A 20,695-nucleotide genomic window follows, 5' to 3' on the forward strand; every position below is an offset into this window, starting at 1 on the left:
CCAGGACAGAACCTCTGACAATGAATTTACAGCATCACTTTCTTATTGCCATGCCGGCTCTTCAGGACCCCATCTTCCGCCGTTCCGTTGTCTATATCTGCGAGTATAACGACGATGGCGCAATGGGGATTATCATCAATAAGCCGCTGGAAAACCTGCAAGTTGAAGGCATTCTGGAAAAACTGAAGATCACGCCCGATCCGCGCGATCCGTCGATTCGCCTCGATAAACCGGTGATGCTCGGCGGCCCGCTGGCGGAAGATCGCGGCTTCATTCTGCACACGCCACCGGCGTCGTTTTCCTCAAGCATCCGTATCTCTGATAACACCATCGTCACCACGTCGCGCGACGTGCTGGAAACCCTGGGCACGGCGGCACAGCCGACAGACGTGCTGGTTGCGCTGGGTTACGCATCATGGGAGAAAGGCCAGCTGGAGCAGGAAATTCTCGATAACGCCTGGCTCACCGCGCCTGCCGACCTCAATATTCTGTTTAAAACGCCGATCGCCGATCGCTGGCGCGATGCGGCAAAACTCATCGGCATCGATATTCACACCATGCCTGGTGTGGCGGGGCACGCATAATGAGCGGAACCTTTCTCGCATTTGATTTTGGCACCCGCAGCATTGGCGTCGCGGTCGGACAGCAAATTACCGGTACCGCGCGCCCACTCAACGCCCTGAAGGCGCAAAACGGCACACCAGACTGGACGCTGATTGAGAAGCTGCTGAAAGAGTGGCAACCGGCGTTAGTGATCGTCGGCCTGCCGCTGAATATGGACGGCACTGAGCAGCCGCTTACCGCGCGCGCACGTAACTTCGCCAATAAAATTCACGGCCGTTTCGGCGTGGCGATTAAACTGCATGACGAGCGTCTGAGTACCGTTGAAGCCCGCGCCGGGTTGTTCGAGCACGGTGGTTTTCGCGCGCTGGATAAAGGCAGCGTGGATTCAGCCTCTGCGGTGGTGATTCTGGAGAGTTACTTCGAGCAAAGCTACAGTCAGTAGTCAGGCTAGCATAACGTGTAAATAGTGGGCGTTAGAGACAGGAAAGCCGGATGGCGCTAGCGCTTATCCGGCCTACAACGTTTCCAGTGTAAAACTTAGTGACGCAAATTTTCGTTCGCCCAGCTGACAGCCTGGGTTCTGTTTTTCACGCTTAACTTACGGAAAACATTATATAAGTGTGTACGCACTGTGTTTTCACTGATGAACAGCGCACGAGCAATATCCATATTGGTCGCACCATGACGTAATTCATTAAGAATTTCGCATTCACGTTCGGTCAGTGGAATATTGTCTGATGATTCAGTCGGCTGTTCAACTGCGTACATTGCCGGATGCATTACGCTCAATTCAGCAGTCTGTTCACCGTTCAGCACGGCTTTGACACCCTCAATTAAGCGCGATTCTTCATCATCATGACGGAACACACCGTACAGCGCGGGCCACTGCGCCATTTCGTATAATTCATACTTTTGCGCACTGTTAATAATAAGCAAGCGTGGAGAATCAAACTGCGAGCGGATAATATCGCGCCAGATACCGTTCAGCTTTTTGTTCGATACCGCGATATCAAACAGCACCACAGTACCTTTCGCAAGGCGCTGTACCATCGGCTTATTGATATTGTGAACATCTACAGAAACTGAAAGTAAATCAGAAAGATAACCAGCGAATGCATTGGCCTGTACTGACGGGTGGGTGATTAAAATGATTTTGCGGGATTTAGATACACTCTCTGATACATCAAGCATTTGAAACTCTCCTTAGTATTTTGCCACCATCATGGTGTTTTAATAAATCAAAGCAATCTTAATTATCATGCATAATAATAATCAAGACAGTATGAAGTGAAACAATATTTCATAAGAATAATCCTAATTCCATAATTAGAATAGAACGATCCCCACTGAGTGTCAAAAGAATATCACCCTTTTTTTCTATGTCTACACAACATAATGTTGTGCATCGGTGTAAAAATCCGTCATCCATATTACTTAGGAATTATGGCTTAGGTATAACATGTTACACTGATGATTATATTTTCGCAGAATAATAACGGAACGTTGAATTTACAAATAAAACATTATTACAACAAAATGTCGAATAAACGTCACATTCATAATATATTGAAACATTCTTTCCTGTCGATTAATTCCAAAAACTCTACTGTCATCACAGTAATAACACTTATCTATTAGAAATAGAATTAATAAGCACAGGAGAAATAGCCTAATCCTTATAGCTTACCCTTCGCCACACATTGTTGATAGCTTTGGGTGAAAGTTTGCATTCCTGCCTGCTGTCCAGTTTGCATGACACCCGGTAACTGATGGTTTTTCCCCTCGCGGATCAGGTTCCCTACCGCCGGGGTATTCACCAGCAGCTCGAAGAGCGCCACGCGCCCGCCTTGTTTATCCGCCACCAGCTTTTGCGCCACCACCGCACACAGGCTGTTCGCCAGCTGGCTGCGCACAGGCTCTTTTTCCTGCGCCGGAAAAACATCAACCAGACGTTCAATCGCCTGGGCCGCACCGCGCGTATGCAATGTCGCCAGCACCAGATGACCTGTTTCGGCGGCGGTTAATGCCAGCCGGATCGTCTCGCTGTCGCGTAACTCCCCCAGCAGGATAACGTCGGGGTCCTGACGTAGCGCGCCGCGCAGTGCCTCAGCGAATGATGAGATATGTTGACCGATTTCGCGTTGCTGGATTAAGCAGCGCTGGCTGGCGTGAATAAATTCCACCGGATCTTCCAGCGTCAGAATATGCCCATCCAGAGTGTTATTGAGGTAATCGACCATTGCGGCAAGCGTCGTTGACTTACCGCTGCCGGTTGCGCCGGTGACCAGTATCAACCCACCCTCTTCATGCAACAGTTCAGGTAGCGCCGCTGGCACGCCGAGTTCAGCGAGCGTTGGGCAGCGCGTCGGTAGCACACGCAATGCCAGCGAAACACCGCGCGCATGGCGAAATGCGCTGGCGCGCAGGCGTGGCCCTTCAGAGGGCGCTATCGCAAAATCAAGCTGGCCCTGCGACCGCCATTGCGCATGCTGCGCTTCGCTTAACCAACCGCGTAGCAATGCTTCCGGTTCCGGCGATAAAAATGGCGCAGATTCGAGCAAGCCACAACGTCGCCATCGCGCCATTGCTCCGCTACACAGGTGTAGATCCGACACGTTATGCTTTACACTAAGCGCCACGATTTCTTGTATTTCCATAAGACCCACCAGCAAATATGAACGATATAGCGCATAACCTGGCACAGGTCCGGGACAAAATCTCAGCCGCTGCATCACGATGCGGCCGGCTTTCAGAAGAAGTTACGCTGCTTGCAGTCAGCAAAACCAAACCTGCGAGCGCCGTCGAAGAAGCAATGGCTGCTGGCCAACGTGCATTCGGCGAAAACTATGTTCAGGAAGGCGTGGAAAAAATCCGCTTCTTTCAGGACAAAGGCATAACGGATCTGCAATGGCACTTTATTGGCCCGTTGCAGTCCAACAAAAGTCGCCTGGTGGCGGAGCATTTCGACTGGTGCCATACGGTCGACAGGCTGAAGATCGCCACCCGGCTTAGCGAACAGCGCCCTGCGCATTTGTCGCCGCTCAACGTGCTGATTCAGGTCAACATTAGCGATGAGCAGAGTAAATCCGGCATCGAACCCGAGGCGGTTGACGCGTTAGCGGCGGAGGTTTCCGCCCTGCCCAATCTCTGCCTGCGCGGTTTGATGGCCATTCCGGCACCGGAAACCGAGTACGATAAGCAGTTTGCCGTCGCCCAACAAATGGCGGTAGCATTCGCGCGGCTGAAGACGCACTACCCTACAGTCGATACGCTCTCACTGGGCATGTCAGACGATATGGAAGCCGCCATTGCGGCGGGTAGCACTATGGTACGCATCGGCACCGCGATTTTCGGTGCGCGTGATTACACAAAAAAATAAGGAACTCTGAGGAACGCCATGAAGACGTTGACCTTCCTGCTCTCAACAGTGATTGAACTGTACACAATGGTGCTACTGCTGCGCGTCTGGATGCAGTGGGCGCGCTGTGATTTTTACAATCCGTTCTCCCAGTTTGTGGTGAAAATCACCCAACCTATCGTGGGGCCACTGCGCCGCATCATTCCGGCGATGGGGCCGCTCGACAGTTCCTCGCTGCTGGTTGCCTTTATTCTGAGCGTCATCAAAGCGATTACCCTGTTTATGGTCATCACCTTCCAGCCGATAATCTGGATTGCGGCGGTGCTGATCCTGCTGAAAACCACCGGCCTGCTTATCTTCTGGGTACTGCTGCTGATGGCGATTATGAGCTGGGTAAGCCAGGGCCGTAGCCCGGTTGAGTTTGTGCTGATGCAGCTCGCTGACCCGCTGCTGCGCCCGATTCGTAAGCTGCTGCCTTCGATGGGCGGTATCGATTTCTCGCCGATGATCCTCGTGCTGCTGCTGTATGTTATCAACATGGGCATCGCCGAAGTGTTACAGGCAACGGGCAACATGCTGCTGCCGGGGCTGTGGATGGCGCTATGAGTGCCGTAACATCCTGCGACGACGGGCTGGTGCTGCGGCTGTATATTCAGCCGAAGGCCAGCCGTGACAGCATTGTGGGTGAACATGGCGACGAATTAAAAGTCGCCATTACCGCCCCGCCGGTCGATGGGCAGGCCAATGCCCATCTGGTGAAGTTCCTCGCCAAACAGTTTAAGGTCGCCAAAAGCCAGGTCATCATCGAGAAAGGTGAACTGGGCCGCCATAAACAGGTTAAAATCATTCATCCGCAGCAAATCCCAGCGGGCGTCGACGCCCTGATAAATTAGGATATCCCATGCAAAAAGTTGTCCTCGCTACCGGTAATGCCGGTAAAGTGCGCGAGCTCGCCTCGTTGCTGAGCGATTTTGGTCTCGATATCGTTGCGCAGACTGACCTTGGCGTCGATTCCGCAGAAGAGACGGGTCTGACGTTTATTGAGAACGCGATCCTTAAGGCGCGTCATGCGTCGCAGGTTACCGGCCTGCCCGCGATTGCCGATGATTCCGGGCTGGCGGTGGATTATCTCGGCGGTGCGCCGGGCATCTATTCCGCACGTTATTCCGGTGAAGGCGCGACCGACGAGCGTAATCTGCAAAAACTGCTGGAAACGCTGAAAGATGTGCCGGACGACCAGCGTCAGGCGCAGTTCCACTGTGTGCTGGTCTATCTTCGTCACGCGGAAGACCCAACACCGCTGGTGTGTCATGGCCGCTGGCCGGGCGTTATCACCCACGCGCCTGCGGGCAACGGTGGCTTCGGCTACGATCCTATTTTTTATGTCCCTTCTGAGGGGAAAACCGCCGCTGAGCTGACGCGTGAAGAGAAGATTGCCATCTCTCACCGTGGTCAGGCGCTGAAACAGTTACTGGAAGCGTTACGAAATGGCTAATTTGCCGCCTCTGAGTCTTTATATTCATATCCCGTGGTGCGTGCAGAAATGTCCGTACTGCGACTTTAACTCGCACGCGCTGAAAGGCGAGGTGCCACACGACGATTATGTTCAGCATCTGCTGAGTGATTTAGATGCTGACGTGGCTTACGCGCAGGGACGTGAAGTAAAGACCATTTTTATTGGCGGCGGTACACCGAGCCTGCTTTCAGGCCCGGCGATGCAAACGCTGCTGGATGGCGTGCGTGCGCGTCTTACTCTGGCGGCGGATGCGGAAATCACTATGGAAGCGAACCCCGGCACGGTGGAAGCAGATCGCTTTGTCGATTACCAGCGTGCGGGCGTGAACCGAATCTCCATCGGCGTGCAGAGCTTTAGCGAAACCAAGCTGAAACGTCTGGGGCGTATTCACGGCCCGGAAGAAGCCAAACGCGCGGCGAATCTGGCGACGGGCCTGGGCCTGCGCAGCTTCAACCTTGACCTGATGCACGGCCTGCCGGACCAGTCTCTGGAAGAGGCGCTGGACGATTTGCGCCAGGCGATTGCGCTCAATCCACCGCATCTTTCCTGGTATCAGTTGACTATCGAACCTAACACCCTGTTTGGCTCGCGCCCCCCGGTGCTGCCGGATGACGACGCGCTATGGGATATTTTCGAGCAGGGCGATAAGCTGCTGACGGCAGCAGGTTATCAGCAGTATGAAACGTCGGCTTACGCGAAACCGGGATATCAGTGCCAGCATAACCTCAACTACTGGCGGTTTGGCGACTACCTCGGCATTGGCTGCGGCGCACACGGCAAAGTTACCTTCCCGAACGGGCGCATTCTGCGTACTGCCAAAACGCGCCATCCGCGCGGTTACATGGAAGGGCGCTACCTGGAACGCCAGCACGATGTTGAAGCAGCCGATAAACCGTTTGAGTTCTTTATGAACCGCTTCCGCCTGCTGGAACCCGCCCCGCGCGCGGAGTTTAGCCGCTATACGGGGCTTAGTGAGCAAGCGATTCGCCCGCAAATTGATGAAGCGTTGGCGCAGGGGTATCTCACCGAATGCGCGGAGTACTGGCAGATTACCGAGCACGGGAAGCTGTTTTTGAACTCGCTGCTGGAGCTGTTTTTGGCAGAATAACCGGTACCGGATGGCGACGAGCCATCCGGTCATTTCCGTTAATATTGATTAAACATCTGCTGAATTTGTTTTGGATCTTTGGTTTGCGTTAACGCAAGCTGAAGCAGGACACGCGATTTTTGTGGGTTCAGCGTTCCCGAAGCGACAAAGCCATATTTCGCGTCATCAATTTCCGCATCTTCCGTTGTCGCGCCTGTTGGTACGCGGGATGATCTTACAACTGCAACGCCCTGATGAGCCGCTGTCGCCAGCGTATCGAAGATCGTTTTATAAAGATTTCCGTTACCCACACCTGCGCTCACGATGCCCTGATATCCCGCCTCAATCAACGCTTTTGCCGGAAGATCGGAAGCACTGGCGTAGTTATAAACAATACCCACTTTCGGCAATTCACTCAGGTTTGAAACATCGAAAGGCGTGGCGGCAGTATGTTTACGCGCCGGCGTGCGTTGATAATCAACTTTGCCATTATGGATATACCCCAGCGGCCCGTAATTCACTGAGCGGAACGTCGCGACATCCGTGGTATTTGTTTTGGTCACGTCGCGCCCGTCCAGAACCGTATCGTTCATTACGACCAGCACGCCGCGTTTTGCAGATTGCGGATCAACTGCCGTTACCACCGCGTTGTAGAGATTAAAAGGGCCGTCTGCACTCATCGAGGTTGATGGGCGCATCGCGCCGACCAGTACGACAGGCTTATCGCATTTGACGGTGAGATCGAGAAAATAAGCTGTCTCTTCCATCGTATCCGTACCGTGCGTGATCACGAATCCATCGGTAGCCGCACAATCATTATTAATTTTTTTCGCCAGAGTCAGCCAGACGTCATCATTCATATCCTGAGATCCGATATTAACCACCTGCTCCCCTTTAACGACGGCAATATCTTTTAATTGCGGTACTGCATTAACGAGGTTCTCCACACCCACTTTACCTGCGGTGTAATTGGATTTTGTTGCTGAATCACCTCCACCCGCAATCGTTCCACCTGTCGCCAGTATCGTTACACTGGGTAGCGCTAACGCAGCACCGCTGCAACCCATAACCAGTACAGCCAGTGCCGTTTTTTTGAAAAACTCCATGTTATTTCTCCAGTTACGTGAATTTGTCGCATTATCCCAATGCAGAAGACGAATAATGTGACCTCATTCCATTAACCAGATAAATATCTTAATAAGATTGTGTATTTTAGACATTGCTATCAAAACGGCACTGTTGCGTGCCGTTGATGTAGGGGCGCTATTTTGCACCCCAACGTTTTGATTACTGGATAACGCCCTCTTTTTTCATTTTTTCGAGCGCTTCTCGCCACCACTTATAATCACGAGTGAACTCATGGGTACTGACTTCGAGAGCAACCAGCTGTTTGCGCAGCTCGCCCTGCTCTTTACGCAAAGGCGCGACGTTGTTATCCAGCGCCGCCATATCTTCCCTTATCTTCCCGGCCATTTGCGTATGTTTTGTATAAAACGCGTTGCGATGATCGGCAAAAGCTTTGTCGCGAGCATCGTACAACGGTGTTGCATCGCAGGAGAGCTTTTGCTGACAGGCTGCGAGCGCGGGCTCGTAGACGGTTTCGAGGTAGTGATTTTCGAATTTTAGCGGATCGTTTTCACGATCCACGGCGTACATTTTTTCCAGTTTCTCTTGTTGTACCGCGCTGCGATCGAGCGGTTTACCGTTGGCATCTTTTCCCCACGAAAGGCTGATTTTCTCGTCGATTGCAGCAATTTTCTGCTTCAGCGCCTTTTGCTGAGCAAGGTCTTTATCCGCAGTCGCCTTCCTTCGTGCAAAGTCTGCTTCTACCTTGCCAAGCTCGGTCATGAAGTGAGCGTCGTTAACCACCAGCATTTTGCTGCGATCTTCTCCCGCTTCAAACGGTCTGCCGACATTCTTCGCGGCGGTTTGCATAGAAAAGAAGGTCGTTTTCCAGCCGGAGTCTTTCGTCCCCACGGCCTGCATCATGGCTGAAAACTTAACAGGCTGCCCTTTTGTCCACGTCCTTTCATAAAAGAGATAATCGCCAGCGCCCTCGACAATAGTGTACAGATTGTCGGTAGAGGACATATCGCCATCCACCTGATACGTCGCCTGATTTCCCACGGCATCAATCTGGTGCAAGGTGAACGAGTCCAGACGCAACATCCCACCGGAATCTTTGGCGAACTGTTGTTTGATAACGTCATCAGTGGGCGTGTTATCGGCAGCAAGCGCGTGAAGTGAAAAGCACCACAGCAGCAACGCCGCCGTTTTCCAGGCTAATTTCATCGGTTAAATCCTTTTAGTGAGTAAGGACACCATCATACGAAACTCGTCCGCGGAGGAAGGATAAACAGAATCTGAAAGTACTCTGGAAGACGGGTTCCAGTTTTGATTATGAGATCTGACGGCGGTTGAGCGTGGTGACAAGATGAGGGCATGGAGAAACGACAGGAATATGCGAAGACGCTACGGCGCCAGCAAACGAAGGAAGAACTGCGGTTGTGGTATTTGTTGAGGGGGCGACGGTTTCATGGTTTTAAGTTTCGTCGGCAAATGCCAATTGGGAATTACATTGTTGATTTTGCCTGCTACAAAGCGGCACTGATTATCGAACTGGACGGAGGGCAGCATGCCGAATGTGTTGAATATGACGAGATGCGCACTGGTTTCTTAGAACGACAGGGGTGGTTGGTTTTACGTTTCTGGAATAATGACTTTAGAAATAATGAAGAGGGGGTTCTGCTGACAATTTTAAGACATCTGCAAACCCGCGCCCCTCACCCCGGCCCTCTCCCACAGGGAGAGGGAGAAGGTCGGAGCTGAGCTCAAACAATTGTGCTGTTGCTTCCCCTCACCCCGGAACTCTCCCACAGAGAGAGGGAGAAGGTCGGAGCTGAGCTCAAACAATTGTGCTGTTACTTCCCCTCATCCCGGAACTCTCCCACAGGGAGAAGGAGAAGGTCGGTGACAACACTACGTATTTGCACTATCGGTCCCCTCTCCCTGTGGGAGAGGGTTAGGGTGAGGGGTCAGCGCTCTACTTCAGCGTCCCCACCAGTGCCTTACGGCTGTCCTCAAGCGCAATCACGCGCCCGCAGACATCTTTGCCAAACGCTTTGAAATCCGCTTCCTGGTTTTTCCATTCGTTCTGAATGGAGGTTTGCAGGCCGCCCAGGCTGCCGAGTACGCCCTGTAACGGGTTACCGCCGCCTTTAAGCACAGCTTTCGCGCCCATTTCGTTAATACTGTCCTGCAGGATGCCGCCCATTGCCTGGTTCACCAGGTTCTGACCGTCAGCGCGGACTTCATCGATAGCTTTGTAATGGAACGTCAGGCCATCGGTACGATGCTCGATAATACGATTCATCTGCGCTTTAAGCTGGGCATCCAGCTTGGTCAGACGGCTGCGCATGTTGCTGCTCTCGCCCACTTCTTTGGCGATGATTTTATCCAGCGCAACGCGGCCCTTTTCAACGCGCGTTCTCGCGCCTTCATCGATCCACGGCAGCGCGCTGCGCAGTTCGGTTTGATAATCTTTTGCCTGTTCGCGCTGTGCGGCGTTCAGGGAATACTGTTTGCCGTTAAAGGTCACGCCACCGTCGGGGGTGATGACCAGATTGCCATTCTCGCCTTTGACCTGCACCGTTTGCGGGCTCAGGATCACATCATCACGCGGGGTGACGCTGCACTGGTAATCCGCATGGGCGGATAATGCCGTTAACGAAAGTGCCGCCGCCAGCAGCGTTTGACGCATCATACAAATCCCTCGATAGAAAACGGGCCAGCGTATGCTGGCCCCTATGCTAATTTAGTCCCACCAAACGTCGAAAAGTTCGCTGGTGCGGACTTCTTCGAATTTGTGGTCTTCCAGCCATTTACGCACCTGAGCCTGATGGTCTTCGGTGCATTTGCCGATTTCCTGGGTGCAAATCAGACCTTCCCAAGCCAGATAGCCGCTGCCGTCAAACGCCAGCTTGTTCGGCTCGATCACTTCTTCAATGAACTTATCAACCGTCTGGTCGATCTGCTCTTCGCTGGTGCCTTCCGGGAAACGCCACGCTACAGAGAAGCCAATTTCCTGAAACTCATCGATGTGCATTTTTTTACGCAAACGACGGCTACGATTCTTTGCCATTATTTCACCCTCTCGAACATTAAGTCCCATACGCCGTGACCAAGACGATGGCCACGTTGTTCAAATTTGGTTACCGGACGTGATTCCGGACGCGGTACATAGTCGTTCGTTTCTGAGCGGTTTTTATACCCTTCAAGGGAAGACATTACTTCCAGCATATGTTCCGCGTAGGCTTCCCAGTCGGTCGCCATATGGAAAACACCGCCCAGTTTGAGCTTGCTCTTCACCAGTTCAGCAAACGGTACCTGAACGATACGGCGTTTATTATGACGCGCTTTGTGCCACGGGTCAGGGAAAAAGAGCTGAACCATGGTTAAAGAATTGTCAGGGATCATTTTGTGCAGCACTTCCACCGCGTCGTGGCACATCACGCGCAGGTTTTCTACGCCCTCTTCATGCGCGGTCGCCAGGCAAGCACCCACGCCCGGCGAGTGAACCTCAATGCCGAGGAAGTTCTGATGCGGATTCGCTTTCGCCATCGCCACCAGCGATGCGCCCATGCCAAAACCGATTTCCAGCGTGGTTGGCGCTTCGCGGCCAAACAGCGTGGCAAAGTCGACAGGTTCTTCGCTGAATTCAACGCCCATCACCGGCCAGTAGTTTTCTAATGCGTGTTCCTGCCCTTTGGTCAGTCGCCCCTGGCGACGCACAAAGCTGCGAATTCGGCGCAGCGGGCGGCCGTTTTCATCAAATTCCGGTGAAATGACGTCGTTCTTCATAAAAGTATTGTCTGCTTGTGAGAGTGTTCGGGAAACGGGCATTATCCAAAGTTAGTTGCCGGATGCAAGCACCGGAAAGTTCCTGTTTACACCATAGTGCCGCTGTGCTGCAATCTGCCACCCAAATAGTGCGATATCGGAAACCCTGCTTTGACCTTACAAGCGTCTCAATTTTCGGCCCAGGTACTGGAGTGGTACGACAAATACGGGCGTAAAACCCTGCCCTGGCAACTTAACAAGACGCCCTACAAAGTATGGCTCTCTGAAGTGATGTTGCAACAAACCCAGGTTGCCACCGTCATTCCCTATTTTGAACGCTTTATGGCGCGTTTTCCCACGATAACCGATTTAGCCAATGCGCCACTGGATGAAGTGCTGCATCTGTGGACCGGCCTCGGCTACTACGCCCGCGCGCGTAATCTGCATAAAGCCGCGCAGCAGGTGGCGACGCTGCATAACGGGCGCTTCCCGGAAACCTTCGAGGAGGTGGCCGCCTTACCCGGCGTCGGGCGTTCAACGGCGGGAGCCATCCTTTCGCTGTCTCTCGGTCAGCATTTTCCGATTCTCGACGGTAACGTCAAACGCGTGCTGGCGCGCTGCTATGCTGTAAGCGGCTGGCCCGGCAAGAAAGAGGTTGAGAAAAAACTGTGGGAGATCAGCGAGCAAGTCACGCCCGCGAAAGGCGTGGAGCGATTTAATCAGGCGATGATGGATTTAGGCGCGATGGTCTGTACGCGCTCGAAACCGAAATGCGAGCTTTGCCCGCTGAACACAGGTTGTGTGGCATACGCGAACCATAGCTGGGCGCAATATCCGGGTAAAAAACCGAAGCAGACGTTACCTGAACGCACCGGTTATTTCCTGATGATGCAACAGGGCGACGAGGTGATGCTGGCACAGCGTCCGCCGAGCGGTTTGTGGGGCGGGCTGTACTGTTTTCCACAGTTTGAAGATGAAGCGGCGCTTCGCGAGTGGCTGGATGCACGACAGATAACCGCTGAGAATCTTACGCAATTAACCGCGTTTCGCCACACATTCAGCCATTTCCATCTGGATATTGTGCCAATGTGGCTTCCCGTGTCCTCCTTCACCTCTTGCATGGATGAAGGCAGCGCTCTCTGGTATAACTTAGCCCAGCCACCGTCCGTTGGACTGGCGGCTCCCGTGGAGCGGTTGTTGCAGCAGTTACGCGCTGGCGCATTAGCGTAAGCGTCAGTGAACAAAGAGGATTTATCATGAGCAGAACGATTTTTTGTACTTTCCTGCAGCGCGACGCTGAAGGTCAGGATTTTCAGCTCTACCCAGGCGAGCTGGGCAAGCGTATTTTTAACGAGATCTCCAAAGAGGCGTGGAAGCAGTGGCAGCACAAGCAAACCATGCTCATCAACGAGAAAAAACTGAGCATGATGAACCCGGAACATCGCAAACTTCTGGAAGAGGAAATGGTGAATTTCCTGTTTGAAGGTAAAGATGTGCACATCGAAGGCTACACTCCGCCAGAAAAACAATAAGGGCCCTCTGGCCCTTTAGCCCAACACAACACGCGCTCCCGGAATGATGAAAAAATTATTTGCACTGGCTCTGATTGCGCCGTTGCTTATCTCCTGCTCAGGCTCCAAAAAGGGTGATTCCTATAATGAAGCCTGGGTTAAGGACACCAACGGTTTTGATATTCTGATGGGGCAATTTGCCCATAACATTGAAAATATTTGGGGATTTAACGAAGTTCTTATCGCAGGCCCGAAGGACTACGTTAAATACACCGACGGCTACCAGACCCGTAGCCACATCAACTTCGACGAAGGTACCATTACCGTTGAGACCATCTCCGGCACCGAACCGGCAGCGCATCTGCGCCAGGCGATTATCCAGACGCTGCTGATGGGCGACGATCCGGGTTCTATCGACCTTTACTCCGACGCCAACGATATTCAGATCTCCAAAGAGCCGTTCCTTTATGGCCAGGTGGTCGATAACACCGGCGAGGCGATTCGCTGGGAATGGCGCGCCGCGCGGTTTGCTGATTATCTGCTGCAAACGCGAATGAAAAGCCGCAGCAACGGCATTCGGATGATCTACAGCATTACCATTAATCTGGTGCCCAATCACCTTGACCAGCGTGCGCATAAATACATCGGTATGGTGCGTCAGGCGTCGCGCAAATATGGCGTCGATGAGTCGCTGATCCTGGCGATTATGCAGACCGAGTCCTCTTTCAACCCGTACGCCGTCAGCCGTTCCGATGCGCTGGGGCTGATGCAGGTAGTGCAGCACAGCGCCGGGAAAGATGTATTCCGCTCACAGGGGAAATCGGGCACGCCGAGCCGCAGCTTCCTGTTCGACCCGGCCAGCAACATTGATACGGGTACCGCGTATCTGGCGATGCTTGGCAATGTGTACCTTTCCGGTATCGATAACCCAACATCACGGCGTTATGCGGTGATCACCGCCTATAACGGCGGCGCGGGCAGCGTGCTGCGCGTCTTCTCGAACGATAAGATCCAGGCTGCGCAAATCATTAACAGCATGGCACCGGGCGATGTGTATACCACCCTGACCACGCGTCATCCGTCTGCGGAATCTCGTCGCTATCTCTATAAGGTGAATACAGCTCAGAAGAGTTACCGTCGTAAATAACCCACTTTCGCCCTTCCTTCACGGGAAGGGCAAATCCAAACTGTTACCCACGTCACTATTTCAGATTGCAACTACGTAATGATTGCAAATTTCTGCCGCAGTTAACAAATCCTCACGCCCGCCACTGATAGAATCGCCTCAAATTTGGCTCGTAAATGTTTTAATAAAAACATCACTACCATCATTTTGTGAGGAAATTAACATGAACCTTAAGCTGCAGCTGAAAATACTCTCTTTTCTGCAGTTCTGTCTGTGGGGCAGCTGGCTGACAACGCTGGGCTCGTATATGTTCGTGACCCTCAAATTTGATGGGGCAGCGATTGGCGCGGTTTACAGTACGTTGGGTATAGCAGCGGTCTTGATGCCTACGCTGCTGGGCATCATTGCCGACAAGTGGATCAGCGCCAAATGGGTTTATGCCCTGTGCCATTTGGTCGGCGCGGGAACCCTCTTTATGGCGGCGGAAGTCACCACGCCAGGCGCAATGTTCATGGTTATCCTGTTCAACTCGCTGGCCTACATGCCAACGCTTGGCCTGATTAACACCATCTCCTACTACCGCCTGCAATCGGCAGGGATGGACATCGTTACTGACTTCCCGCCGATTCGTATCTGGGGCACCATCGGCTTTATTCTGGCGATGTGGGCGGTGAGCTTCTCCGGATTTGAGCTGAGCCACATGCAGCTCTACATCGGGGCGGTCCTGTCCCTGGCGTTAGCGCTGTTTACCCTGACGCTGCCGTACATCCCGGTCGCCAAAGAACAGAAAAATCAGAGCTGGACCTCCATGCTGGGCCTGGATGCCTTTGCACTGTTTAAAAACAAACGTATGGCGATTTTCTTTATCTTCTCCATGCTGCTGGGCGCTGAACTGCAAATTACCAATATGTTCGGTAATACCTTCCTGCACAGCTTCGATAAAAACCCGCTGTTCGCCACCAGCTTCATTGTTGAACATGCGTCGGTGTTGATGTCCATCTCGCAGATTTCTGAAACCGTGTTCATTCTGACGATTCCGTTCTTCCTGAGCCGCTATGGCATTAAGAACGTGATGTTAATCAGTATCGTCGCGTGGATGTTCCGTTTCGGTTTGTTTGCCTACGGCGACCCAACGCCGTTCGGCACCGTGCTGCTGGTGCTGTCGATGATTGTCTATGGCTGCGCCTTCGACTTCTTTAACATCTCCGGTTCTGTTTTTGTGGAGAAAGAAGTCAGCCCCGCCATTCGTGCCAGTGCGCAAGGTTTGTTCCTGATGATGACTAACGGCTTCGGCTGCATCCTGGGTGGCTTTGCCAGCGGTAAAGTGGTGGAGATGTTCACACTTGATGGCGTGACGGACTGGCAGACGGTGTGGTTGATCTTCGCCGGCTATTCGCTGGTGCTGGCGTTCGCGTTTGTTGCGCTGTTTAAATATAAACACGTGCGTAATGAAAGCGGTGCCGCGCAGGCGGTGGTGCAGTAAGAGGGGACATTACCCCCTCACCCTAACCCTCTCCCTCAAGGGAGAGGGGACCGACCGTGCAACCGGCTAAGTGTGTGCTGATTTTCTCCCTCTCCCTGTGGGAGAGGGCCGGGGTGAGGGCAGCTAGCCGCACAATCCCCCCAACACCCACGCGACCGACAGCAAATCCGCACTTCCGCCCGGGCTTAAATTCCGGGCAATCAACTGCTTGTCCATCTCATGTAGATCCTTTAACGTCCAGCCGCGTGATAGCAGTTGTTGTGCATAACTTTGCACGTAGCGCATCCCTGCCATTCCGCCCCTGGACACCAGATTGCTGTCGGGATTCACCGCCATCAAACGCAGCAGCATTTCGTGCATGGCACGCGGGTTCCAGTAAGGCAACACATGGCGCATCACCGTCGCAAACCCGCTTTCGGCCTCGCCGCGTGCGCCGGTCAGGCCGAACTGATGGTACTGTTTCTCACCTGCTGTCGCTCTACTCTGGCGGCAGGCTAATTCCCGCTGAACCATTCCCTGGCATAACCCGCTTACCTGCGAGGAAAGCGACAAGACATTAATCTGTATCCCTTTTTCCGCCAGTCGTCCGGCGGCAAAGCACAGCAGCCCTAATGCAAAAATACCGCCTTTATGTGTGTTCACTCCGTGGGTTGCGCGCAGCATGGCTTGTTCGCAGGCGATGCCGATGGGGCGCAGCAAGGCGAGCTGCTCGCTATCGGTACGCAGGGCAAACTCACGCCCCGCGTCGTCAAAGCGCGCAAACCACGGCGAGATGGCCTGAATACTTCGCACAAACAACGCGTGGTCCATGTCACGATGCGAACCGTTATTGTTTTTATCCACCAGCCCCGGCTTCGGCGTCAGTTCAAGCTCCTGCCACAGCGCCTCTTCTGCCAGCGCCGCCACGTTGATGACGCGGGGTTTAATCGCGAGCAAACCAGCCATCAATCAGGCCCTCCACGCGGGCGACAACCTCTTCAACCGGATGGGCACGCGAGCGGGCGCAGGCGTGCGCGGCTTCGTCACAAATCAAGCAACGGCGCATATGCGCCCCGAGCGATAAGCGCCCTACATGCCCGTTTTGCGGGCAGATCACATCCAAATCCCACAACCGCCCCAGCGGGTGCGTTTGTTCCAGCGCCGCACAGTGCGCTTTGATTTCCGGCGCCTGATGCGCAACGCACCATAGCGCTTCCGGGCCCGTGGGCAGCCACAGCACCTGGCGGTCAAGCACCTTCCAGCCATTGCCCCACAGCATCTGGTCGCAGGCCTGTAGCGCCACGCCCATCGTATTGCGATAGCGAATGCTGTCTTTCACCGCACCGGGCGTCACCAGCGTCAGCGAAATCAGCGATTGTTGATAGTGTTGCAGCCAGTCAGCCTGACGCGCGGCGCGGCGCTCTTTTGCCGCCAACAGCGCATCGAGACTGACGCCCTCAACAACGGGCGTCATCGTTTCCATTATGCGTACTCCTTCACCTGACGGACGACGTCAATCACGCTGCCGTCGCGATAGCGGATCACGCCGACAATTTTGTCGGTAAATTCAATCGGTTTCGGGTTGCCGGTCAGGGAAATTGCACGTTGATAAAGGTCGTCGATATCCACCACTTTTAGCCCCGCCGCCAGCAGGCGTTCGCAAATTTCCGGGCGAGCCGGATTCACCGCGATGCCGTGGTCGGTGACCAGCACATCAATGCTTTCGCCGGGTGTTAAGCGAGTCGTTACGCGCTTCACCACCGTTGGAATGCGGCTGCGCAGAAGCGGCGCAACGACGATGGTGAGGTTGGCCGCTGCCGCCACGTCGCAGTGTCCGCCGGATGCGCCGCGCATTACGCCGTCCGAACCGGTAATCACGTTGACGTTAAAATCGACGTCAATCTCCAGCGCACTCAGGATAACCACATCCAGTTGGTCACAGCATGCCGCTTTACTGCCTGGATTGGCGTAAACGTTGGTGGAGATTTCGACGTGATTCGGATTTCGCGCCAGCGACGCTGCCGCCTGGCCGTCGAAGCACTGGGTATCAAGCAGTTTGCCAATCAGCCCTTTCTCGTGAAGATCGACCAGGCTGCCGGTAATTCCGCCGAGCGCGAAACTGGCTTTGACGCCGCTGCGCTCCATTTTCTCTTCCATAAAGCGCGTGCAGGCGGTCGCCGCTGCGCCGGAACCGGTTTGCATCGAGAAACCGTCGCGGAAGTAGCCGGAGTGCTCAATCACATCCGCCGCATAACGCGCAATCATCAGTTCGCGCGGGTTGCTGGTCACGCGCGCCGCCCCGACGCTAATTTTCGCCGGGTCGCCGACGCTCTCAACCTGCACGATGTAGTCCACCTGATCCTGCACCAGGCTTGCCGGCATATTGGGGAACGGCACCAGCTCTTCGGTCAGCAGCACGACTTTACGGGCAAACTGCGCATCAACCATTGCGTAGCCCAGCGAACCGCAGCACGATTTTCCCTGCGTACCGTTGGCGTTGCCGAATTCGTCGCTGCACGGCACGCCAAGAAACGCCACGTCAATATTCAGCTCGCCGTCCTGAAGCAGCTTCACCCGGCCCCCGTGAGAGTGGATTTGTACCGGCTCATCCATCAGACCGTGGGAGATGGCATCCGCCAGTTTGCCACGCATGCCGGAGGTATAAATCCGCGTAATCACGCCGCGCTCGATGTGCTCAATCAACGCGTCGTTGCAGGTCATCAGCGAACTGGAGGCCAGGGTCAGATTTTTAAAACCCATTTTCGCCAGCAGAGCGACCACGGTATTAATGACCCGGTCGCCTTCGCGAAATGCATGGTGGAAGGAGATAGTCATGCCGTCACGCAGGCCGCTACGTTCAATCGCCTGTTCCAGCGAGTCGCAAAGTTTGCGTTGATGTTTCGTTTCCAGGTTATCCAGCCACGGCGTGGCGCTATGTGCGGTATCAAAAGGTTTTAACGCCCGCAGATGCGGGAAATTCACATGAAGAAGTTCTGTCTGATTCATTTTTCTGTCCTTAACGACGCACGCCGGACGCGGCGGCGCGTTCCAGCACCCGCTGCGCGTGGTTAATAATCGGTGCATCGACCATTTTTCCGTTGAGCGATACGACGCCCAGGCCGTTACGTTCGCCCTCTTCCGCCGCTTCAATAACGCGCTGCGCGTGGTCCACTTCCTGCTGCGTTGGCGCATAGGCGTTATGCAGCAGGTCAATCTGGCGTGGGTTAATCAGCGATTTGCCGTTGAAACCCATTTTGCGGATCAGCTCAACTTCGCGCAGGAAACCGGCTTCATCATTGACGTCTGACCACACCACGTCGAACGCATCGATCCCTGCGGCACGGGCCGCATGCAGGACAGCGCAACGCGCGTAGAACAGCTCGGTGCCGTCGCTGCGCTCGGTTTGCATATCCATCACGTAGTCGAACGCCGCCAGGGCGATACCAATCAGACGCGGAGAGCTGCGGGCAATCGCCACGGCATTGATGACGCCCACGGCAGATTCAATCGCCGCCATCACGCCCGTGGAACCCACTTCACGCCCGCATTCACGCTCAATACGTTCAAGGTGACCTTCGAGTTCGAAGATATCTTCCGGGGTATCGGTTTTTGGCAGGCGAATCACATCAACGCCCGCACGAACCACCGCTTCGAGATCCGCCAGGCCAAACGGCGTACTCAGCGGGTTAATACGCACAACGGTTTCGATATCCTGATACATGGGGTGTTGCAGAGCATGGAACACCAGCAGACGCGCGGTGTCTTTCTCACGCAGCGCCACGGCGTCTTCCAGGTCGAACATGATGGAGTCGGGGCGGTAGATGAATGCGGTAGAGAGCATGGCGGCGTTCGCGCCGGGTAAAAACAGCATACTGCGGCGAAGTTTATTCATTAGAGCACCTCCCAGGCGATGGCTTTTTCATCGGCAGCGCGCAGCAGCGCACTCTGCAAACGGGCACGGATGACACAATCCAGCGCGCCTTTGTCTTCGATGATAATGAGCCCCTGCACCACGCCCATGCGCTGTAGCGTCTCGTCAACCACCCGGCGGATCTGCTCGCCAAACTGTTTAATCACTTCACTGTGGATGACAATCTCCAGCTCGCCGTCGGCGGGGGCGATTTTCACCATCAGGTCGCTGGACTCCTGTGTACCGGCCAGCGCCTCCCTTACTATTTTCATGATGTGTTCCCTGAATGTTTACGCCACTTCCACCGCGCCATAATGCGCTTCCAGGTGGGCGAAAGTGGTTTCTGGTACGATCTCCCGAATACGGGAAAACTGTTCTGTTTTTAATAACCTGCGCACTTCTGATGCAGAAATCGCGCTGCCGGTCGCCCGAATACGCGCGACCTCCACCACCTCGATGCGGCCCGCCAGCAACTGATGCAGCGTTTCGTTGTACTGCCGCGTGACGTCGCAAAACGGTTCAGAGCCGATAAAACGGTGGGTAATGCCTAATGCCGGGGCGATATGGTCGCGGAAAATCAGCGCATCGATTTCGCTCCAGGCGCGCTGCACTTTGCCGGTTTCTTTCAAAAAGTAGGCCGGGAAAGTGGCACGGGAGATGATGTACTGCGAACCTTCATGCACCGTGACATTCGGCAGATGGGCAACGCCTGCGCGCACCATCGCCAGCCGGGCGCTAAACGGGAAGAATGACGCGTCTTCTCGTACGACAAAGAGATGCAGCCAGTCGCAGCGCGATGCCGCCAGTTCAACCAGATGGCGATGCCCCAGCGTAAACGGGTTAGCGTTCATGACGATGGCCCCCATGCGCGCGCCTTCATGGCGATAACGTTGCAGCGAGCGACAGTAACGTGCGATCCCCTGCGGCGTGTTTTCCATCAGCACGGCATTACTGCCGCTTTGCGCAATCGGCCAGAAGCCGCTGCGTTGAAACCGCTCCGCATTGCAGGGGCGGGTGCACAGGAAGAGGTGAAAATGACCGCGATCCACGGCCACGTTTTCCACTTCCGCCAGCAGCTTCGCGCTGAGGTTTTCGCCACGGAGTTGCTTATCCACCGCCACGCATTTGATAACGTTAGCGGCAAGGCCCGCGCAGCCCACCAGCTGCGAATCGGACCAGGCTTCTACAAACAACGTGATGTCGGCATCCATGCCCAGACCGCTGTCCGCCAGGAGCTGGCGGATCTGAATCAGACGTGCCGGGTGTTTAGCGACTTCCGTCACCCTGAAGTCGATTGCGGGTTGCGACTGCATCCTGTCACC

Annotated in this window: 25 protein-coding genes; 12 read left to right on the plus strand and 13 right to left on the minus strand. The window is 54.3% G+C overall.

Annotated features, from left to right (window positions below; genetic code table 11):
• The first annotated feature begins 20 nt into the window (after positions 1-20).
• Together AC1MKH_RS20490 and ruvX are read left to right on the plus strand one after the other, a co-directional pair.
• On the plus strand, positions 21-584 hold the full coding sequence (locus tag AC1MKH_RS20490; protein ID WP_231826279.1) for a YqgE/AlgH family protein: 564 nt from the start codon (positions 21-23) through the stop codon (positions 582-584).
• Positions 584-1,006 (plus strand): Holliday junction resolvase RuvX, encoded by a 423-nt coding sequence (gene ruvX, locus AC1MKH_RS20495; protein ID WP_149463249.1) that lies wholly within the window; start codon positions 584-586, stop codon positions 1,004-1,006. The genes AC1MKH_RS20490 and ruvX overlap by 1 nt, the downstream gene beginning before the upstream one ends.
• Positions 1,007-1,101: 95 nt before the next feature.
• On the opposite strand, the gene AC1MKH_RS20500 is transcribed toward ruvX, so the two are convergent.
• Both AC1MKH_RS20500 and AC1MKH_RS20505 read right to left on the minus strand, forming a co-directional pair.
• The gene (locus AC1MKH_RS20500) at positions 1,102-1,755 is read right to left on the minus strand and encodes a LuxR C-terminal-related transcriptional regulator (RefSeq protein WP_015963067.1); all 654 of its coding nucleotides are present in this window, start codon (positions 1,753-1,755) and stop codon (positions 1,102-1,104) included.
• Between the two features lie 485 nt (positions 1,756-2,240).
• Positions 2,241-3,221 carry a type IV pilus twitching motility protein PilT gene (locus tag AC1MKH_RS20505; RefSeq protein ID WP_276223741.1) on the minus strand — a complete coding sequence of 327 codons (981 nt, stop codon included), beginning with the start codon at positions 3,219-3,221 and terminating at the stop codon, positions 2,241-2,243.
• Positions 3,222-3,238: 17 nt separating this feature from the next.
• Between AC1MKH_RS20505 and AC1MKH_RS20510 the strand changes: the two genes are divergently transcribed.
• The 5 genes from AC1MKH_RS20510 to hemW are packed head-to-tail and all read left to right on the plus strand — an operon-like array spanning position 3,239 to position 6,546.
• Positions 3,239-3,943, plus strand: a complete 705-nt coding sequence (locus AC1MKH_RS20510; RefSeq protein ID WP_276223743.1) for a YggS family pyridoxal phosphate-dependent enzyme — start codon at positions 3,239-3,241, stop codon at positions 3,941-3,943.
• A gap of 18 nt (positions 3,944-3,961) precedes the next feature.
• A complete protein-coding gene (locus tag AC1MKH_RS20515; protein WP_015963064.1) occupies positions 3,962-4,528 on the plus strand; it encodes a YggT family protein in 567 nt (188 codons plus the stop codon).
• Positions 4,525-4,815, plus strand: a complete 291-nt coding sequence (gene yggU, locus AC1MKH_RS20520) for a DUF167 family protein YggU (RefSeq protein WP_276223747.1) — start codon at positions 4,525-4,527, stop codon at positions 4,813-4,815. Before AC1MKH_RS20515 ends, yggU begins: the two co-directional genes overlap by 4 nt.
• A gap of 8 nt (positions 4,816-4,823) precedes the next feature.
• On the plus strand, positions 4,824-5,417 hold the full coding sequence (locus tag AC1MKH_RS20525) for an XTP/dITP diphosphatase (protein ID WP_231826275.1): 594 nt from the start codon (positions 4,824-4,826) through the stop codon (positions 5,415-5,417).
• Positions 5,410-6,546, plus strand: coding sequence for a radical SAM family heme chaperone HemW (gene hemW, locus AC1MKH_RS20530; RefSeq protein WP_276223751.1), 1,137 nt, complete (start codon positions 5,410-5,412; stop codon positions 6,544-6,546). Before AC1MKH_RS20525 ends, hemW begins: the two co-directional genes overlap by 8 nt.
• Before the next feature lie 38 nt (positions 6,547-6,584).
• Here hemW and ansB read toward each other — a convergent pair whose 3' ends face one another.
• A complete protein-coding gene (gene ansB / locus AC1MKH_RS20535) occupies positions 6,585-7,631 on the minus strand; it encodes an L-asparaginase 2 (RefSeq protein ID WP_276223753.1) in 1,047 nt (348 codons plus the stop codon).
• Positions 7,632-7,812: 181 nt separating this feature from the next.
• Entirely contained in the window at positions 7,813-8,817 is a 1,005-nt protein-coding gene (locus tag AC1MKH_RS20540; RefSeq protein WP_276223755.1) for a DUF1202 family protein, read from the minus strand.
• 150 nt (positions 8,818-8,967) lie between these two features.
• On the opposite strand from AC1MKH_RS20540, the gene AC1MKH_RS20545 reads away from it, so the two are divergent.
• Positions 8,968-9,354, plus strand: a complete 387-nt coding sequence (locus tag AC1MKH_RS20545; RefSeq protein WP_276223757.1) for an endonuclease domain-containing protein — start codon at positions 8,968-8,970, stop codon at positions 9,352-9,354.
• Positions 9,355-9,568: 214 nt separating this feature from the next.
• On the opposite strand, the gene AC1MKH_RS20550 is transcribed toward AC1MKH_RS20545, so the two are convergent.
• Genes AC1MKH_RS20550 through trmB form a run of 3 tightly spaced genes read right to left on the minus strand, consistent with a single transcriptional unit; the run spans position 9,569 to position 11,385 of the window.
• Positions 9,569-10,288 (minus strand): YggN family protein, encoded by a 720-nt coding sequence (locus tag AC1MKH_RS20550; RefSeq protein ID WP_149463238.1) that lies wholly within the window; start codon positions 10,286-10,288, stop codon positions 9,569-9,571.
• A 51-nt stretch (positions 10,289-10,339) separates the two neighbouring features.
• Positions 10,340-10,666: a YggL family protein gene (locus tag AC1MKH_RS20555; protein WP_015963056.1), complete on the minus strand. Its 327-nt coding sequence runs from the start codon at positions 10,664-10,666 to the stop codon at positions 10,340-10,342.
• Positions 10,666-11,385, minus strand: coding sequence for a tRNA (guanosine(46)-N7)-methyltransferase TrmB (trmB, locus tag AC1MKH_RS20560; protein WP_276223760.1), 720 nt, complete (start codon positions 11,383-11,385; stop codon positions 10,666-10,668). Before trmB ends, AC1MKH_RS20555 begins: the two co-directional genes overlap by 1 nt.
• Positions 11,386-11,535: 150 nt before the next feature.
• Between trmB and mutY the strand changes: the two genes are divergently transcribed.
• From mutY to AC1MKH_RS20580, 4 genes are all read left to right on the plus strand, one after another.
• Entirely contained in the window at positions 11,536-12,594 is a 1,059-nt protein-coding gene (gene mutY / locus AC1MKH_RS20565; protein WP_276223761.1) for an A/G-specific adenine glycosylase, read from the plus strand.
• Between the two features lie 26 nt (positions 12,595-12,620).
• Positions 12,621-12,896: an oxidative damage protection protein gene (locus AC1MKH_RS20570; RefSeq protein WP_276223763.1), complete on the plus strand. Its 276-nt coding sequence runs from the start codon at positions 12,621-12,623 to the stop codon at positions 12,894-12,896.
• Between the two features lie 43 nt (positions 12,897-12,939).
• Positions 12,940-14,022 carry a membrane-bound lytic murein transglycosylase MltC gene (gene mltC / locus AC1MKH_RS20575; protein WP_276223765.1) on the plus strand — a complete coding sequence of 361 codons (1,083 nt, stop codon included), beginning with the start codon at positions 12,940-12,942 and terminating at the stop codon, positions 14,020-14,022.
• Between the two features lie 202 nt (positions 14,023-14,224).
• Complete coding sequence (locus AC1MKH_RS20580; protein WP_276223767.1) at positions 14,225-15,484, plus strand: nucleoside permease; 1,260 nt, start codon at positions 14,225-14,227, stop codon at positions 15,482-15,484.
• Positions 15,485-15,607: 123 nt separating this feature from the next.
• Here the strand turns inward: AC1MKH_RS20580 and citG are convergent, their stop codons facing one another.
• From citG to citC, 6 genes are read right to left on the minus strand one after another with little or no spacing between them, the layout of a single operon-like run.
• Positions 15,608-16,429, minus strand: coding sequence for a triphosphoribosyl-dephospho-CoA synthase CitG (citG, locus tag AC1MKH_RS20585; RefSeq protein WP_276223769.1), 822 nt, complete (start codon positions 16,427-16,429; stop codon positions 15,608-15,610).
• A complete protein-coding gene (citX, locus tag AC1MKH_RS20590; protein WP_276223771.1) occupies positions 16,407-16,946 on the minus strand; it encodes a citrate lyase holo-[acyl-carrier protein] synthase in 540 nt (179 codons plus the stop codon). The genes citG and citX overlap by 23 nt, the downstream gene beginning before the upstream one ends.
• Complete coding sequence (citF, locus tag AC1MKH_RS20595) at positions 16,946-18,469, minus strand: citrate lyase subunit alpha (protein ID WP_276223773.1); 1,524 nt, start codon at positions 18,467-18,469, stop codon at positions 16,946-16,948. The genes citX and citF overlap by 1 nt, the downstream gene beginning before the upstream one ends.
• A 10-nt stretch (positions 18,470-18,479) precedes the next feature.
• Entirely contained in the window at positions 18,480-19,355 is an 876-nt protein-coding gene (citE, locus tag AC1MKH_RS20600) for a citrate (pro-3S)-lyase subunit beta (RefSeq protein WP_231826266.1), read from the minus strand.
• The gene (gene citD, locus AC1MKH_RS20605; RefSeq protein ID WP_149463232.1) at positions 19,355-19,645 is read right to left on the minus strand and encodes a citrate lyase acyl carrier protein; all 291 of its coding nucleotides are present in this window, start codon (positions 19,643-19,645) and stop codon (positions 19,355-19,357) included. Before citD ends, citE begins: the two co-directional genes overlap by 1 nt.
• A gap of 18 nt (positions 19,646-19,663) precedes the next feature.
• On the minus strand, positions 19,664-20,686 hold the full coding sequence (gene citC / locus AC1MKH_RS20610; protein WP_276223777.1) for a [citrate (pro-3S)-lyase] ligase: 1,023 nt from the start codon (positions 20,684-20,686) through the stop codon (positions 19,664-19,666).
• Positions 20,687-20,695: the final 9 nt, after the last annotated feature.

This window comes from Pseudocitrobacter sp. CD920760, assembly GCF_057782505.1.

Bases quoted from the DNA above. Each gene is read 5' to 3' on its own strand.
- mltC (WP_276223765.1), top strand. From the start codon at position 12,940: ATGATGAAAAAATTATTTGCACTGGCTCTGATTGCGCCGTTGCTTATC.
- citE (WP_231826266.1), bottom strand. From the start codon at position 19,355: ATGAATAAACTTCGCCGCAGTATGCTGTTTTTACCCGGCGCGAACGCC.
- AC1MKH_RS20490 (WP_231826279.1), top strand. From the start codon at position 21: ATGAATTTACAGCATCACTTTCTTATTGCCATGCCGGCTCTTCAGGAC.
- ruvX (WP_149463249.1), top strand. From the start codon at position 584: ATGAGCGGAACCTTTCTCGCATTTGATTTTGGCACCCGCAGCATTGGC.
- AC1MKH_RS20545 (WP_276223757.1), top strand. From the start codon at position 8,968: ATGGAGAAACGACAGGAATATGCGAAGACGCTACGGCGCCAGCAAACG.
- citG (WP_276223769.1), bottom strand. From the start codon at position 16,429: ATGGCTGGTTTGCTCGCGATTAAACCCCGCGTCATCAACGTGGCGGCG.
- AC1MKH_RS20505 (WP_276223741.1), bottom strand. From the start codon at position 3,221: ATGGAAATACAAGAAATCGTGGCGCTTAGTGTAAAGCATAACGTGTCG.
- AC1MKH_RS20540 (WP_276223755.1), bottom strand. From the start codon at position 8,817: ATGAAATTAGCCTGGAAAACGGCGGCGTTGCTGCTGTGGTGCTTTTCA.
- AC1MKH_RS20550 (WP_149463238.1), bottom strand. From the start codon at position 10,288: ATGATGCGTCAAACGCTGCTGGCGGCGGCACTTTCGTTAACGGCATTA.
- ansB (WP_276223753.1), bottom strand. From the start codon at position 7,631: ATGGAGTTTTTCAAAAAAACGGCACTGGCTGTACTGGTTATGGGTTGC.
- citF (WP_276223773.1), bottom strand. From the start codon at position 18,469: ATGAATCAGACAGAACTTCTTCATGTGAATTTCCCGCATCTGCGGGCG.
- trmB (WP_276223760.1), bottom strand. From the start codon at position 11,385: ATGAAGAACGACGTCATTTCACCGGAATTTGATGAAAACGGCCGCCCG.
- AC1MKH_RS20525 (WP_231826275.1), top strand. From the start codon at position 4,824: ATGCAAAAAGTTGTCCTCGCTACCGGTAATGCCGGTAAAGTGCGCGAG.
- AC1MKH_RS20580 (WP_276223767.1), top strand. From the start codon at position 14,225: ATGAACCTTAAGCTGCAGCTGAAAATACTCTCTTTTCTGCAGTTCTGT.
- citX (WP_276223771.1), bottom strand. From the start codon at position 16,946: ATGGAAACGATGACGCCCGTTGTTGAGGGCGTCAGTCTCGATGCGCTG.
- yggU (WP_276223747.1), top strand. From the start codon at position 4,525: ATGAGTGCCGTAACATCCTGCGACGACGGGCTGGTGCTGCGGCTGTAT.
- citC (WP_276223777.1), bottom strand. From the start codon at position 20,686: ATGCAGTCGCAACCCGCAATCGACTTCAGGGTGACGGAAGTCGCTAAA.
- AC1MKH_RS20515 (WP_015963064.1), top strand. From the start codon at position 3,962: ATGAAGACGTTGACCTTCCTGCTCTCAACAGTGATTGAACTGTACACA.
- citD (WP_149463232.1), bottom strand. From the start codon at position 19,645: ATGAAAATAGTAAGGGAGGCGCTGGCCGGTACACAGGAGTCCAGCGAC.
- AC1MKH_RS20500 (WP_015963067.1), bottom strand. From the start codon at position 1,755: ATGCTTGATGTATCAGAGAGTGTATCTAAATCCCGCAAAATCATTTTA.
- AC1MKH_RS20570 (WP_276223763.1), top strand. From the start codon at position 12,621: ATGAGCAGAACGATTTTTTGTACTTTCCTGCAGCGCGACGCTGAAGGT.
- AC1MKH_RS20555 (WP_015963056.1), bottom strand. From the start codon at position 10,666: ATGGCAAAGAATCGTAGCCGTCGTTTGCGTAAAAAAATGCACATCGAT.
- hemW (WP_276223751.1), top strand. From the start codon at position 5,410: ATGGCTAATTTGCCGCCTCTGAGTCTTTATATTCATATCCCGTGGTGC.
- AC1MKH_RS20510 (WP_276223743.1), top strand. From the start codon at position 3,239: ATGAACGATATAGCGCATAACCTGGCACAGGTCCGGGACAAAATCTCA.